This window comes from uncultured Tenacibaculum sp., assembly GCF_947494125.1.
GTDB lineage: Bacteria > Bacteroidota > Bacteroidia > Flavobacteriales > Flavobacteriaceae > Polaribacter.
In genome coordinates, this window is record NZ_CANLTU010000003.1 from 147,215 (window position 1) to 163,466 (window position 16,252).

The following is a 16,252-nucleotide window of genomic DNA, read 5'->3' on the forward strand; positions in this document are numbered from 1 at the left end:
AAAAACTTTGCAGAACCATCAGCGAGCTTCGCTGACGCAATAAATACTTTGCGAAACCATCAACGAGCTTCGCTGACGCAATAAATACTTTGCGAAACCATCAGCGAGCTTCGCTGAAAGAAAAAACTACCTTAATTCTAAAATTTAGGTAGTTTATATTAATTGAATTATTATCTGTTAATACTAACTCATATTAAAAATCCGCACTGTAGGGTTTATCTTTTTTAATTTAAAACTTTAAAACAGCCCATATTCTTGAATCTACAATTTTATCTTTATATTTCCCAGGTTTGAATTTAACTAACTCAACAGCTTCTCTTACTACCCTATTTATTTTATCAGATTTTGGGTATGCTTTAATTTCAACATTTACCGCTTTAGCTAAACTATTAACTGTTAAATAAACATAAACATCTCCTTTATAATCTATTTTTGTTTTAATATTTTTAATAATTAACTCACTCATTCTTTTTTCAGAGCAATCAATCTGTTTTTTCTGTGAAATACCCTTTTTACATTTATTATCGAAAGGTAATTCAGTTAAAACGGCATAGTGATAAATACCTTTATCTTTTTGAATAAAAGGTTTCAATTTGTAACCTTTTTTTTCAGATTTATCTGCATCTATAAAATGTCCATCAGGTATTTGTCCAACTAAAGAAAAAGGAATTATTATTAATACTCCAATCAAAAAAAATATTTTCTTCTTTTGTATTTTCATTTTTTAAAATTTTATTTACATTAATAAATGTAATTATTCTTTAATTAATTCAAAAATTTTTGTTCCAAATTTATATTTATTGTATTTCCCCAAATCTATATTGTTATTACTAGGGTCATCAGGAGAATAAATTACTTTGAATTTTTCTCCAACACATCCTTTTACTCCATTATCACATTTAAATGATAAAACTCTAGTTTCATTACTAATTTTTTTTCTATTTACAAAGAATACATATCTAATGTATAATTTACCTCCATCCCTATAATATTTTACAATTTTAGCTTCAGTTTTAACCCCATTACTAGAGAGTTCTTTTGCTTTACTTATACTATAAATTAAAGTTGATAATATAATTAGAACTATTACTATACCAACTACTGGGTTATCTTGCTTCATGTATAACTCCTTTTGCTATATTTCCAAAAATCCAACTATGACCAAAAACATGTTCATTTACATTATCTTCAGTAATTTTAACAAAGCCTCCAAGTAATGAAGAGCCTAAAAGTGATACAGGAGATTTAGTACTCATTAAACTAGTACTAAGTCTACCTGCATAAAAACTTACCATAGTTTGCTCAGCATTTTTCAATACCCATCCATCTTGAATTGTAAGATCTACACCAGCTCCAAAGACTTCCAGTGCTTTTAAAACTTTATTTCCATTTCCTGCAGTCAATGCAGAAATTCCAACTCCTAAGAAATTAACTTTCTTTATATTAAAATCATTAGCTACAAGTTCTGTAGTAAAATCATATGTCATTCTACCAGCAAAACCTTCAGTGCTTAATCCTAAAGCAGGCCCACTTACTAAGGCTAATTCCCAAGCAAAAGGGGCAGCAATTAAAACCATAACAGCCTGAGTCACTTCATGGTTAAAAAAATCATGTCCTGCTCCTCTTACTGCAGTTTGCATTTGCTTAAATGCCATTCTATCAATCGTGGGATGCAAACCTGCTAAATTCCCACTATTTCCCATTACAGAAACTAAATTTAATAAACTTGAATCTAAATTATTTCTAACAAAGAATTTGTTTGTGTCAAAATTATAATCAATACTAGTTCCTTTTTTAATACTACTCATTCCTAAATTACTACATGCATCAGGGCATTTAGAACAATCTGTACAACCTCCTGTTGGATCAGTTGATTGATTAGGTTTATTATCCATAGCCATATAAGGTGAAAAATATTGACCTTTTGGATCGATTGTTAACCATCTTCCTATTCTTGCATCCCACAAACGTAATTGAAACGCTTCTTTTCCAGTTTCAATATCTTTTTCTTGTCCTTGGTATTTATAACGATATCCGCCTTCAATATTTCTATTTGGCATTGGCATACCGTAAGGGTAATAATCTGTTTTACTAACAGCTATAGCTTTATCACCACTTTTTATTATTGCCGCTCTTACATTTCCTAAATGATCTGTTAATTGATAAACATTTACATTTGTTGTTTTATTATACACTCCAAGTCTTTGAAGCCCATAAACAGGTAATTCCTTTTGCTCTTGACCTTCATAAATAGCCATAGTACTACCCGAAGCATCTAGTACATAATTTGTTGTTTTTGTTAAATTACCATATTGATTATAACTCAACTTTTGAATTCTATAGCCTTTGTCATTGTATATAAATTTTACAACAGGATGGATACCTTTTTTTACCTCTGTTACTAACCCTCTAACATTATAATAATAACGAACTAGACCAGTAGGAACCTGAGTGCCATTTAACTCGTAATTTAATTGTTCTTGCAAACTTACATTTTCAAAATCTTCTATTAATTGGCCAATACTATTATATTTATAATTTTTTATTCTTTGCGTGTCTATATCTTGTACCCCTACACTTCCAGCGTTATCAATTATATGATCTAACTTATTGGAAGTACCTTCTTTATATTCATACTTTAGCTTATCCATAGAATTATCTGCTCCACTTACTGTGTTCTTATTTCTATCTAAGCTTTTTATATTACCATTAACATCATAAGTTATATTACTCACATTATAGTCATTAGGACCATAAACCCCATTCGAATTTACATTTATAATCTTTGCAGAAAATGTTAACGAATTACTTGCTATAACTTCAAACCCTGGTTTTAAAACTATAGAACTAGTAGCCTCTTTATTTTGCGTACTCGTTATTTTATCTTCTAATACTAAATCTGCAGGCAAAGTGTTTTGTTGATTTTCTAACCCATCAAATATAGCTTCTTTTAACCAATCATTCTTATTATAATTATATTTATACTGTAATGGTCTACTAATGTCACTTTTAGTGCTCTTTGTATTCCATGTCATAGCTTTTATATTTCCATTATATTGATCTTTAAATCCTGTTAAATTATTTGTTGAAAACCTAGTATCCTTTTTGTAATCCCCTACATAATAATCTAACTTTAAACCAAATAAATCATTCCCCTTTGGATTTAATTCTGAATCCGTTGCTAAATCTGGATGATTTATTCCTTTTAGCATACCATTTAATGTGTATATATAGTCAATATCTTGAATACCTCCAGCTAATACTTTTCTTTTTAAAGAACCATCTTTATAATAATCGTAAGTTGCATGAGTTGTAAATATATTATCGTCCGTAGATGTTTCAACTTTTTCTACAACTTTTGTATCATTTTTATAACTATATTTATGTATAAATTGTTCCATCATGTTACCTTTCTCAAAATAAACTTTTGTTACTTGGTTATTTATCGGGTCATATTCATAATCAATTGTTTTAGCATCATTAAATCCTATACTCTTTTGTACTACCCACTTTACACGTCCATATACATCATAACTATAATACGTTTCAGATATTATAATTCCATTAGAATCTTTATTATAAGTCCTTGCTATTTTTCCTGATAAAAAAACTGGTTTTTGATACTCTTCTCTAGTACCTGTAATTTCCTTTAAATGATTAAGACTTGTTACAGTTAAGAAATCATATTCAATAAACTTCTGTTCTTTTTTTGATGATGATGTAAAAACTAATATATCAGGATTTAAATTTATATTAAAACTTCCAACTGCTACTCCACTTTCTACTGGTCTTACAAACTCATCATAATTTGTATATGAAAATTCTCCATTGGCTTTTTGCTTACTATTTTGTGAAAAACGTATTTGGCCATCTTTACGATATTTAAAATGTACTTCTCCTTCATCTGGGCTTTTTGTTCTTATCAATTGCCCTAATGAATTATATACATAAGTACTTTTCAAACTATTATTATGACTTACTACCGCTTTTAGTTCATTTAAACAAGAATCATCAAACCCTAATGGCTGCAAACTTGAAGTTAATTGTCCTGCGTCATTATAATAATTTAAGCTATAATCATAATAATTAACCTTGTATCGTATTCCTACAGCATCTGATTTCACAGAGTGAATCGTTTTTGAAGATTTATTTATATAACTTAATATATGACTTTTTGTGAGTACTCTATCTCCAACATATTCCACTCTATAAAACCCCGCTTTTGAGATGTCTCCATTAGCTTGTTCAGTTTTCAAATTATATATTTTATAATCTGCACTATTTCCTAACAAAGATGCTGTATTGTCACAACCAATTGGAATATGTATGTCTACAAATTTTTGTTTACCTATTAAGGATACTACTTCATATTTCTGAGTTCCACCAGACCTAGCTCCTGCTAGTGTCTTACCTTCTGCATCCGTAAATATGATTGATTCATTTCCTTCTTTGTCTTGTAAAACACTTTTACCAGCTTTCAACCAAGTAATATGGTTATTATTATTATTTAAAATCGAAGAAATATTTGTGTAATTATTTGCTTCTGAAGGGGTACTTGGAAAAGTAGTATATCCATATACATAATACATTTCTTGAGCTGCTGACATAGAAAAACTATAACTTTGTTTCCATTCATCATTATTTTCATCTATAACTCCGTTTCCATTAGTATCATGTTTATTTCCTCCTACAACCTGTTTTACTTTCCCTGGATTCAATTTACTATAAATAGACTTTGAATATGGTCTATTAGTTTCATCTTGAAACGATTCTCTATTAGAATAGTGACTCCCTAATGAATTGCCATTAGGACTAATTTCTACTGAATTTTTCACATCTCTTGACTCAATATCATCAATAGTTAATAAGTTACCTGTTTTATTTTTAACAAAATTCTCTTTATATCCAAAAGAAACTGAAGCTCCTTCTGGACTAGTTGGAGCGCTTAAAGTTTGTAAAGCTGTACGGCCTTTAGAATCATAAAATATATGACTAGCCCAAGTTTGCTTGCTTTTTATATCATAAATTTGTGACTGATGTAACTTCCCTAAATCATCATAATAACTTTTATTAGCTCCTAATAACCTTCCTTTAATATCGTAATTTTTAGATTTTACCCAATTTCGATTTTTGTCTGCCAAATCATCCTCACATCCATTATTTATACTACTTGCTTCTTTTGGACACTTATCTAAATTATTAGTTACAAAACTTATACTTTGTCCATTGCTCCCAATTATTGGTAACGGTACATTATGAGCGTATATGGGCTCTGCTGTTTCATCTCCATAACTATCTCCATCTGTATCTATATAATATGTATTTAAACTAGAATCTCCTTGTTGTTCAATACGTATATTACCACCTAATAATAAAGAGTACAATCCATCACCATTATCTTCGACTATTGATATCCTAGCATATCTAGTTATAGGAGTATTGTTTGCGGGTATAGTAATACTTAAAACTCCTCCATTAAAAAAAGTATTAGATGGTAAACCTACCCAACCCTCTGTAGAAATTACTTTTAATGTTTTATAGCAATACTGCCTTGTTACATTAAAATTAAGTGAATGTACTGATTTACTTAAAGGTATCGCACTAATAGGTACTGGTTGTGAATTGTATTGTATTGTTAACGTACAATTATTATTACCTCCATCTCCACCATCTATTGGAATTAATTTCTCTAATTCTTGTTGCGAAAAAATATTTATGCTATTAATTAAAAATAATAGCATAAATGTGCTCAATAATTTTATCTTTTTCATAGCTTATTGGTTCTTTTTATAATTATATGAGTTGATAGATACTTTTACAAATCCTCCATCTATTCCTGATAATGTATTTGTAATCACTTCTACCCAAGTTTCTTTTATACGTCCTGCTTCATCATATACATAACATTTTGATAACCCATTAGGATTTGTTATAAAACTTAATTCATCCCACTCATTATATACATAACTCGTCATATTTGATGCTATTGGATGTAATCTAAAATCATCTAATTGTACAGTTCCATTTGTACTTTCAATACTAACTGTAGTTTCTATTGAAGGAATAGTTATATACCCTTGTTTTAGCACCCAATTTCCTGCTTGTATATCTTCAGAATTATTAAAACTATCTTCAGAATTACCTACATTTATTTTTAAGTTAGCCTCTTGTCCTTTCTTTACCCAAACAGATATTTTGAATTGCTGTTTTAATGTAGAATTTCTCTCAGATCTAGCTGGGACTATTACTTCAAAGGCTTTTACTTCTTGAGCCACTTCTACAATTCCTGTACCTGTGTGCGCATCTTTTTTATTTGTCACTTTTTTATGTCCAGTAGCTTTAACGCCTCCATCAAAAAAGTCTCCTTCTCCTAAAACATGAGCTGCTCCTCCAAAAATTGGGATTTTTGCATAATCTCTATCCTCAGCTCCACAATAATACATCTCATCATAATTTGCATTTGCCGTAGCAATTACTTTTGTATAATTGTCTCCATATTTTGTAGATATGTAATTATTATTAATATCCTTAATTTCTATTACTTGTGAGAATTGATTGTATTTCGTTACATGAGTAGTTTCTGCCCAACTTGAATTTTGATTTGCATTTATACTCCAATCAAAATTATCTACAAAATTTTTATAAGTACCATCCTCATTTAATTCACCCTTCCAAACAAATGTTTTATGCTTACGCCAAACATCGTTTGTTGAAACTATGCTGTTATTATTAAATTTATAATTCCAACTATTTTTCCACGTTGTTATACCAATTCCTATAGGTTTCCAATCATTATTTTTGTAGATATAATTATAAGTTACAGCTGATTGACTTAACATATTTTTATTTGTTATATCATCTACTTTTGATCCCATTTTAGGGTATTTAAGATACGCTTGCTCTGAACGGTTCTTGTATTTTAATCCAGTACTAGAATATGAATATACTTCCCTGGCTTGTCCAGTAATTTCATCCAAGTCATTAAATTCGGAAGTATAACTATATCCTCCTTTTAATTCTGTTGAACTTTTTATTAAGTTTGGATATGTAATACGGCTAGAGCTAACTCCTAAATTTTTAGAAGAACTCCCTTCTGTAATTTTTTTATAAGTTTGATAAGACTCTTTTGTTTCACCTAATTTATCAGGTGTTTCACCTGGTGAATAATATTCATTTTCTATACTACTTAAGATCTGTCCTTCTTCACTATAAGATTTAACACTTAAAAGTTGTCCTATAGCACTTAAATTATCCTTTATTGTAAAATCATGCAATTGTGTAGTAGAACTACTTGTTCCATTTGTCTGATTAGAAGTTAATTCGTAAAAATTTCCAAATTTAGCCTTTCCTTCTTCCTTACTTTTTAAAACATTAAAACGATAATCTGTTTTAATTCCATAAATATTATTCTCTGTACTATTATTACCAGTACTTGTTGTAGTACTAACATATTCATACATTGGTATTGGAGGTGGTAATTCTGAACTATATGGTAACTCTTTTGCTAATTCAGGTGCATATGGTAAATAAGTTACATGACCTACCCCATTTCCATTTTCGCCATAATTATAATTCATATTATAATATTTACCTGATTCACTTACTGTAGAAACTCTTTTTACTCTTATTCCTCCCTCTGTAATTGGATCCTTTAAAATATATTCTGCAGATAGATGAACATTACTATAATCACATCTCCATTGTGTTGGATTTGAACTACCTCCTCTATCTGTATCACATTCCCAATTAGCATTATCAGGTAATACAAAATACTTATTATCAGCTAATTTTTGAGTTACAACTCCTTCTCCATTATAAATACATGCATATTCATCATGTCCGCAATATCCACTACAACCTTGTGGATCTTCTTCTATAAAACAACTATAGTGGTAACTTATATTTAGTTTACTTCCTATTTTTATTCCAATATCTTTAGTTGTTTCAACTATAAAAGCTCTAGGTTGTGCTCCTGCATTTGAATTGCTTCCATCATAATCACCATAAATTTTATACTCCTTATCTGATTTACTCAAGGTTATTTTTGAATTTATAGCACTTTTAATTTTATGACTTTCATAATCAACTTTAATTTTACTACCTTGAGGAGTAGTAATTTCATTTAATGACCATATACTATTGTCTTTAGAATAATATCCGAAATGATCTTTATCATCAATATTAAAATTATAATATGGGTTAATATAGCTGAAACTGTATGGAGGAATAGTATTACTATCTAACTTCCCTTTAAATTTTACTCCCTTTAATGTTAAGCGACCTCCTCCCTCACTATTAGGTGTTCCTATTGCTAAATCATAATGATTATTATCTAATTCTACCACTTTAACAATTCTGTCCTTTAAAAGTGTAAAATCATCACTTGTATCAACCACACTACTTTTATCATCAAAATATAGCTTAGATACTTTAACTAAACCATTATAATACATATTTCCAGGTTTTTTATACTCAATATCTAATTCTTTTTTCCCTCCTCTTTGCTTAGTAAAACTAAGATCTAGCGTCCCATCTGGTTTCTTATTCTTAGTTAGGATAATTTTATCTAGCTTTAATAATTTTTGTTCAGGTATTATATAGTTAGATTCATAATCCATTCCTGAAAGATTTCCTGCATTATTATATTTACCTATTGAAGTTTTATAATTAAACTCTTTAGATTTAGCATCTTTTCGTTCTGACTTCACAAAATATGCTGTGTGAGTTCTTGTAAGAACTTTATCTAAATAATAAATTTCTTTCCTACCTTTTATCCATGTTTTTATATTTGGATCTTTCTCATTTTCTATTAATTCTTTTCCATATGGAGCAGACCAAACATATGCATTAGAATACTTACCATATTCAAAATTCACCCAATATCCATAATCTTCTTTATCAGCAACTCCATTATTATTTGTATCAACAAAATCTGGACCAGTTACTGTAGTTAATAACCAATGTGTTGCATAAGGTTCTAATTGTTTTTTTTCAAAATAGGCCTCAGATTCTGGTTTAATACCTGTTCTCCCATCCTGATATTTCATGGTACCGTATGTACGCTGAATTATATCATGATTATATACAGGTATTGCATAATGATAAGTTTTACCATCAATTCCAGTTATTTTAAAAGCACCAATACTTTCTGAAGGTATTTTGCCATATAGAGAACTAAAAAACTGTGCTGCCTCATAAAAATTTGAATTAGGAATGAAAGGTCTAGTATAACCAACTGGATCCAAATAACCTTCAGACCTCACCCTATCCTTATCCTTAACAATTTCGTTGTGCGTATAATATTGAATAAAATTTGCTGTTTTACGCTTAGAAACTCCAGTAGTAAAACCATTTGTATTTAATGTATTAGAAAAAACTGACAAATCTAAACTTGGTTTAGGCGTAGATAAATAAGTACTAATTTCATTCTTGAAATTAAATTCAACTTTTTTGTTAAATCTAAATTTTGCAGGTACATTATTCTCATCATTTATAACGTAACTCAAGTTTTTATTATCACTACTTGTTTTTTCACTAAAACCGTATAATGCACCATTTTCAAAAACTGTTGGTGCTATTGCCCCTGACAAACCTTGGGCTTGTACATTATATTTATCATAGTTAGGAAAATTAGGGCTAGCTGAGAATACATCTCTATTATTTGAAAAACCTGTAGATGATACAGCCAATTCATTAATATCCATTGATGTTCTTCTATTTAGACGTGTTAATTTATATACTTTCCCATTAACTAACTTGTCTAATTCCATCTGTGTATAAGAATAGGGTAAACTACCAACATTACTCCATACATAACTTCCCCCTGGAGTACAATAATTACAATTAATCACAACTTTTTCATCACTTCTTACACTAACTAAATAACCTCCAATTCTATTATAATTTACCGGACCTGTCATATAGTTTTCTTCAAACTTATTTAAAGAATATTTAAAAGTTTGTTTTCCGAATGAAAAGGAAAAAATACCTATCGGTGTTGGAATTGTTATTGGAATTACTAAAGAACTTGTTGATGTTGTATAGTCTCCCATTTTAACAGTATTATTAAAAGCCATAACAGTATTCATCCCCGTACCAGTACTTCCTGTCGCTTTATACGTCATTTTCCCATCTTCTCCTTTACCATTTTCTTTATAATCAGTACTTCTTACTGTTACACCAACCCCTGAAGATGAAAAGTCAATACCTACTGTAGATATATTTCCACTCGATTTTTCTCCAAAACCTAAACTAACTCCAAAACTACCACTTGTCGAAATATCAAAACCAGTACCATTCTCTGAAGCATATCCTACTGAGCCTGAAACTCCTCCATTAGTGCTTGCAGAAACACCAAAACTTAATCCGCTTGGTGTAGATAATCCTGCATTAACTCCAACTCCTCCATTACCAGCACTAGCACCAACACCTAATGTATATCCTCCTAGTTCAATTCCAATACCTGCACTCACAAAACCTCCTAAACTTCTATTACTACCCCATGATACCCCTGTTGCAACGGAAAATCCATAACCAGAATACCCCAAAGAAGCTTGATATTCTGTAATGCTTTCTTCACTACTATAAAAATATTCTGAGTTTTTTGTGTAAAAGGCATCATCTGGCATACCATTCACATTTCTATTTATAGCTCCTGGGTTTAAATTCCATCCTAAACCTACCCAACTTGCTTCTTGATCCATTCCTATACCTGCATGGTAACTTAGAGCTAGAGGATATCCCCCTTCTGGACTTGGCACATTTAATACTGGTAATACATAAGAAAAACCACCTGTTAATAAATTCACCATATCGGTTGCATCAACTGGTTCAAATGATGCGGCCTCTGGTGCATTTGGCCCTGTTGTTTGGGCATACAATTCATTGTATGGAAATACTGCGCTTAAAAAATTCAACAAGAAAAATATAGCTATTGTTTTTCTTGTTTGTTTGTTCTTTATCATAATCGTATTGGTTTTCTCTTAATATTATTGTTCTGTTATTGCTAACTAGAATGTTCTTTATTTACTTTATTTTAAATAGATTGCTTCGATAGTAAACCTCTTCGCAATCACGTTTATTTAAAATTTAGCTTGGGTTCGTTCTTTAGTAACTTTGTTGGTATTTTAAACTTCACCTCTCCTGTATAGGTTCCTAAATCTCCTATGGTTAAGTTTAAATATTCTCCTTTTAAATATTTTTGATCTCTTGGATATACAAACAACATGGTAGTTGCTTTACTCATTCCATACATTCTTGGATATACATAATCTAGTAATGCTAAGGTGTCTTTCTTTTGCGTAAATACATGTACTTTTTTGTCCATTCCAAATGCTAGTTCGTTTACCATACGTCCAAACTCTTGTCGGTTACGTGGCGTTGTACTCAACAATTCTTTATTGTTTCTAGACATGGATAAGGTGAAGTACAAATATTTGCTATACTTTTCTCGAAGTACGGTTACTTTCTCTTGATCTTTTAATTCTCCCAACTCTTGTAACACCAACAAATCTGTTGGTTTATACAACAACGAAAAATCATAGTTATTTACATTTTTCTCTTGTAAATAACCATGATCTGCGTCTCGTAAGTAGCTCCACATTTCTTCTTTTGTATCAAAAGATTGTGTTCCGCAACTACTTAGGAGTATACCTATAAGTAATACATAATAACGATTCATAGCTTAATCGTGTTTAATTCTTTTATAATAGCACTATTTTTAAAAATCTATTTTCCTTGAAACTCTGCGTTTAATCCTTCTAATACTACAGGAGTTAAATCAGAGCTTTTATCAGCATACATTACATTTCCTGAGCCACTTGCTCCAAATATAATTTTATAACCTTTTTCTTTTCCGTATTCTTTTACATAGTCATTAATATCATTAATAACTGTTTGTGTTGCTTTTTTATCAGCTTCTTGTATTTGCTTCTGAATAGCTTGTTGGTAGTTATTTATTTGCTGTTGTTTATTTCCTAACAACTCTTGTTTTAACGTTAACTCTTTTTTAGAATATCCTGAACGTTCTTTTTCGTATAATTTTAATTCTTTTTGCCAGTCTACTACTAAACTATCTACATTTGATTTTAATACTTTGGCTTTTTTCTCAAACTCTGCACGTACTACTTTTGTTCTTTTATAGCCGTCTAATAATTTATTTACATCTACATACACCAAGTCTGATGTGTTTTGTGATAAAAAAAAGGTAATAATTGAAAATAGTAAGGCTACTGCAGCCAAAGGAAAAGCTAATTTTTTCATGCTTGTTTTTTAATTATATTTTTATTGAGTTTTGCAATTTTTGGGAGACAAATTTAATATATTTATTTTGTTAAAAAAAGCTTAATTTAAATATTCTTCAACCTCTTTAAATAGATCTTCGCTATTAAATATTCTTTACGTGTTCTGTAATTTTTTTTCTTTTCAAAGTTCACAGAAAACAACTCTCCTAAATTACTTTTTTCTATATAATTAATGAGTTTTAATATTTTACTGAAATTACCTTTTACTTCAAATGAATACGTTTCTAATAAGGTTGAGCTATTTTTTATTATATGAGGCTTATTAAAAGCTCTTATCTCTATTTTATCATTCAAAGAAAACTGTGTAATCTTTTGCAGTAATATTTGCTGAAATGAACTATTTACAGATATTTTGTTCTCTTTTAAAAACACATCTAAATGTTTTTTCTTCTTATTTAAATAGTTAATCTCTGCCGTAGCATTGTCTAGTATTTTTTTTTCTTTTAACAAACCTGTATATTCCTTTTTTACTCCTAATGTATTTTTTATTGCAAAATTATACACTATAAATAAAGCCATTAAAAAACCTACTGGTAAGAGTATTTTCTTTTGAGAATTATTCATTAGAAATATGTATTAATAATTCAAATGACGAATTGGTTGTTTTTTCTTTTCCATACTTTACAATTGTAATATTATTCACCCAGTCATTCTTTTTTAAATTAGCTACTAATTTTAAAAAATCTTCATTACTTTTTGCAATTCCTTTAACCAGAATATTTTTTTCGTTTACAAATATTGGCTTATCCTTTTTTATTTGAGACTTTAAAGGCTGGTATTTAATTTCTTTAAGTAAAATTGTATTGGGAATTGTTTCCGCTATTATATCTATATACCTTGATACATTTGATAGTGATGCTGTTTCTAAACTAGAAACTATTTTTTCTTTTTGGACTATCTCTTTCTTTAGGCTCAATAAAAACTCTTTTTGAGTCTTATTTAATGCTACATGCTCTTTTAAAGCATTTGTTTTTGAGCTATAAGTACTAAATAACACAAAGTTTATTAATAAAACTACAAACAATAAACCTAAACCTGCTTTTAAGCTTATTCCAAACAATTGTTTAGATTTAAAATCCTTTAATAAACTTGAGTTTTTTTCTTCTAAACCTTTTTGATAAACACTTTTTGAAAAAAATATACTTAAAATACCTGCTAAGGTTAAAACTTCATTATTAGCAATATTTAAATCATTAATTACATAAATTTCTGATATTACATTTGTTTTTTCAATCGCATTAATTTGATTAACACCTACTGAAATTAATGCATTTGAAGTATGTACATTTTCTTTTAGAAAAGGCGCTAATTCTTTAATCGATAAATTCCCTAAAGAAAAACCTATAATAGAAATTTTTAATTCTTTATACTTTTCTATTAATTCATCTACGTAACTCCTTCTACATATTGCAATAAAAGTACTTTCATTACTTGTGTACATTTCATAATAAAAATCGGTAACAACTATATTGGGAAATGTATTTCTTAAAATTAGCTTTTCATCTTCCTCTATATTATCAACTTTTTTTGATAATACCTGCTGATTATTAATTATTAAATAAGAATGCTTTTGTCCTTTAAAACTAGTTAAAACCTCATTAGGTGTTTTGCATTGACTTCTATCCGTTATAACTAATTCATTCTTTTTCTTAGAAACATGTAAAACATTTATCTCTTCAGAGTTTTCTACAAAAGAATGCTCTATAGCACTATAACTATTCTCATAAAATAACCGTTGTTGTATTTTGTTCATTTTACTGTATTATTAAATACTAACGTATAATTGTTGGTTTAATTAATACAGAAAGTTTGGTTTTTGAATCTGTTCTTGTCTTTTTACTAAAAAGCCATTTTATTACTGGTATTCTAGATAAAAATGGAACTCCTTTTCCTGAATCGTTCTTTATGTTCTCTTCCAATCCTCCTAAAATAACCACATCTTGATCTTTTACTCGTATCGTTGAATTAAACTCTCTAGAATTCATTCCAGGAGGTGCTTCTGGTTCTATACGCTCTCCATTAAAATTAGATTGCACTACATTTATACTCATGGTAATTTGCTCATCTCCAGCAACCATTGGTTTTATACTTATAGATAAATCTGCATCAATTGGAACATAGTTTTTAATTTCTGAAGTTTGTGGATTTTGAGAACCGATAATATCTCTCCTTGTTACTGCATAATAAGTACGTTGTCCATTAGATAAGGTAGCCTGATGTCCATTTAATGTTGATAGTTTAGGTGTAGATCTAACTTTTACATTTCCATTTGTTTCCATTGCCTGAATACGAGCATAAAAGTTTGGAACTACCCTCCCTACATTTAACGAACCAAAACCATTAAAACCTCCAATAATTTTATTGATTGATGCTGAGCCTAATGTTAAATCTGTTGCTGAAAACAACGTTCCTTTATCTGCTACTGGTTTATCTCCTAGACCTAATTCTACTCCTGCCGAAACTGTTGCTGATTTTTTAACTTCTAAAATCATTACCTCAATTAATATTACAGGTACTGGTTTGTCTATTTTTTTAATAAATTTTTTAAACTTCTCTACTTTTTGGCTATCTCCAGAAACAACAAAACTATTTAATTCTATATCTGTTTCTATCTTTAAACCTCCTTTTATAGTTTCTGGAACTATACCTATCAATGCTTCTGATTTAGAACCATAATCGCTAAAAGAGGGTGAATTATTACTTGTAGATACTCTTTGCCTATTATTAAAGTTGTTGCTATTGTTATTATTTCGAGTTCCGTTAAAATTCTGATTCTGGTTATTAAAATTATTGGTACTATTATTATTTGAATTATAAATGCCTCCAGAAGTATATCCTGAATTAAAATTATTTCTATTACTTCTACTTTGAATCGGCTGATTCATAACCTCTATTGAACGATGCATTAAAGGCACAATAGCTGTAGTAATTAGAGATGCTTGTTCATCTGTTCCAAAATAATAAATACCTTCTCTCTTTTTAAAAGTAAATTTCTTGTCCTCTAATAATTCTTCTAATAATTTATCAAAAGTTATATTATTTGTTTTTACCGAAGCCATACCTATATTGTTCAATGGTGCATTGGTAAACATATTTATTTTTAAAGCATTTGCCACATCTTTTATTACAGATCCTATTTTTATATTCTCAAAATCTACATCTAAAAGTTGTTTTACACTGTCTTTTACTTTAAAAAAGAAGTTAGACTCTCTATACCTTTTAGGTCTGGTTATTCCTCCTTTGCTTCCATTTCTACTTCCTTGATACCCCTTAGAAGAAACCACTTTATCACTTTCAAATAAATAATAATTGTCTTTTGTTTTGGTTACTCTTAATTGGTTTGAAAAGGCTAATTTATCAATAGCACTTTCAAAGGATTTATTTTTTATGTATCCTGAAATTTTCTCTTTTCCTAATCCTGGAGAAAACACTAAATTCTTGCCTGTAACATCTGTTATTTTTTTAAAGGCTACTGCTAAAGAATCATTTCTTAAATCTATTGAAAATAAATCTTGGTTTTTATCATATTCCACCAATATATTTCTTGAAACATATTTTTTTATTTCTTTTTCAGGCATAAACTTTCTCAAAGAAATAATATTACCTGTAACATTAAAAGTTAATTGATATTCCTTACATAAGTATAAAACAATATCTCTAACTGAAGCATCAGAAAAGTTATGAGCCAATACAATATTTGAGACTCCATTTTCTAAACGTATACTTAAGTTTACCTTAGATTCTTTGCTTAACGCTTTAATAAATAATGGTAATTTTAAATTACTAACATTAAAATTAACTTTATTCTCTAAGTTCGGAATTGTACTTTTTAATGTATTTATTGTTGTTTCTAGCTTATTTATTCTTTCTAATTCTGTTTCTTTTTGTGCAAAAAGAACTCCTGAATAAACAAAAAATAGTACTATGAATATTTTTCTAATCAAAATAAT

The 16,252-nt window shown here is 29.1% G+C and carries 9 protein-coding genes; all 9 read right to left on the reverse strand.

Annotation, left to right across the window (positions count from 1 at the left end; all coding sequences use genetic code 11):
* Positions 1 to 229: 229 nt before the first annotated feature.
* The 9 genes from Q0881_RS07525 to Q0881_RS07565 all read right to left on the reverse strand — a co-directional run bounded on the left by Q0881_RS07525 (position 230) and on the right by Q0881_RS07565 (position 16,246).
* Entirely contained in the window at positions 230 to 721 is a 492-nt protein-coding gene (locus Q0881_RS07525; protein WP_299158439.1) for a hypothetical protein, read from the reverse strand.
* Positions 722 to 754: 33 nt separating this feature from the next.
* Positions 755 to 1,120, reverse strand: a complete 366-nt coding sequence (locus Q0881_RS07530) for a hypothetical protein (RefSeq protein WP_299158441.1) — start codon at positions 1,118 to 1,120, stop codon at positions 755 to 757.
* Complete coding sequence (locus tag Q0881_RS07535; protein WP_299158443.1) at positions 1,107 to 5,771, reverse strand: RHS repeat-associated core domain-containing protein; 4,665 nt, start codon at positions 5,769 to 5,771, stop codon at positions 1,107 to 1,109. The genes Q0881_RS07530 and Q0881_RS07535 overlap by 14 nt, the downstream gene beginning before the upstream one ends.
* Positions 5,772 to 5,774: 3 nt before the next feature.
* On the reverse strand, positions 5,775 to 10,964 hold the full coding sequence (locus tag Q0881_RS07540) for a hypothetical protein (RefSeq protein ID WP_299158445.1): 5,190 nt from the start codon (positions 10,962 to 10,964) through the stop codon (positions 5,775 to 5,777).
* Between the two features lie 113 nt (positions 10,965 to 11,077).
* Complete coding sequence (locus Q0881_RS07545; RefSeq protein ID WP_299158448.1) at positions 11,078 to 11,680, reverse strand: hypothetical protein; 603 nt, start codon at positions 11,678 to 11,680, stop codon at positions 11,078 to 11,080.
* Positions 11,681 to 11,727: 47 nt separating this feature from the next.
* A complete protein-coding gene (locus Q0881_RS07550) occupies positions 11,728 to 12,261 on the reverse strand; it encodes an OmpH family outer membrane protein (protein ID WP_299158451.1) in 534 nt (177 codons plus the stop codon).
* An 86-nt stretch (positions 12,262 to 12,347) separates the two neighbouring features.
* Complete coding sequence (locus Q0881_RS07555) at positions 12,348 to 12,866, reverse strand: hypothetical protein (protein WP_299158452.1); 519 nt, start codon at positions 12,864 to 12,866, stop codon at positions 12,348 to 12,350.
* Positions 12,859 to 14,055 carry a PilN domain-containing protein gene (locus tag Q0881_RS07560; protein WP_299158455.1) on the reverse strand — a complete coding sequence of 399 codons (1,197 nt, stop codon included), beginning with the start codon at positions 14,053 to 14,055 and terminating at the stop codon, positions 12,859 to 12,861. The genes Q0881_RS07555 and Q0881_RS07560 overlap by 8 nt, the downstream gene beginning before the upstream one ends.
* 19 nt (positions 14,056 to 14,074) lie before the next feature.
* Positions 14,075 to 16,246 (reverse strand): type II secretion system protein GspD, encoded by a 2,172-nt coding sequence (locus Q0881_RS07565; RefSeq protein WP_299158457.1) that lies wholly within the window; start codon positions 16,244 to 16,246, stop codon positions 14,075 to 14,077.
* Between the last annotated feature and the right edge of the window lie 6 nt (positions 16,247 to 16,252).

Bases quoted from the DNA above. Each gene is read 5' to 3' on its own strand.
- Q0881_RS07540 (WP_299158445.1), bottom strand. From the start codon at position 10,964: ATGATAAAGAACAAACAAACAAGAAAAACAATAGCTATATTTTTCTTG.
- Q0881_RS07555 (WP_299158452.1), bottom strand. From the start codon at position 12,866: ATGAATAATTCTCAAAAGAAAATACTCTTACCAGTAGGTTTTTTAATG.
- Q0881_RS07545 (WP_299158448.1), bottom strand. From the start codon at position 11,680: ATGAATCGTTATTATGTATTACTTATAGGTATACTCCTAAGTAGTTGC.
- Q0881_RS07550 (WP_299158451.1), bottom strand. From the start codon at position 12,261: ATGAAAAAATTAGCTTTTCCTTTGGCTGCAGTAGCCTTACTATTTTCA.
- Q0881_RS07530 (WP_299158441.1), bottom strand. From the start codon at position 1,120: ATGAAGCAAGATAACCCAGTAGTTGGTATAGTAATAGTTCTAATTATA.
- Q0881_RS07535 (WP_299158443.1), bottom strand. From the start codon at position 5,771: ATGAAAAAGATAAAATTATTGAGCACATTTATGCTATTATTTTTAATT.
- Q0881_RS07525 (WP_299158439.1), bottom strand. From the start codon at position 721: ATGAAAATACAAAAGAAGAAAATATTTTTTTTGATTGGAGTATTAATA.
- Q0881_RS07560 (WP_299158455.1), bottom strand. From the start codon at position 14,055: ATGAACAAAATACAACAACGGTTATTTTATGAGAATAGTTATAGTGCT.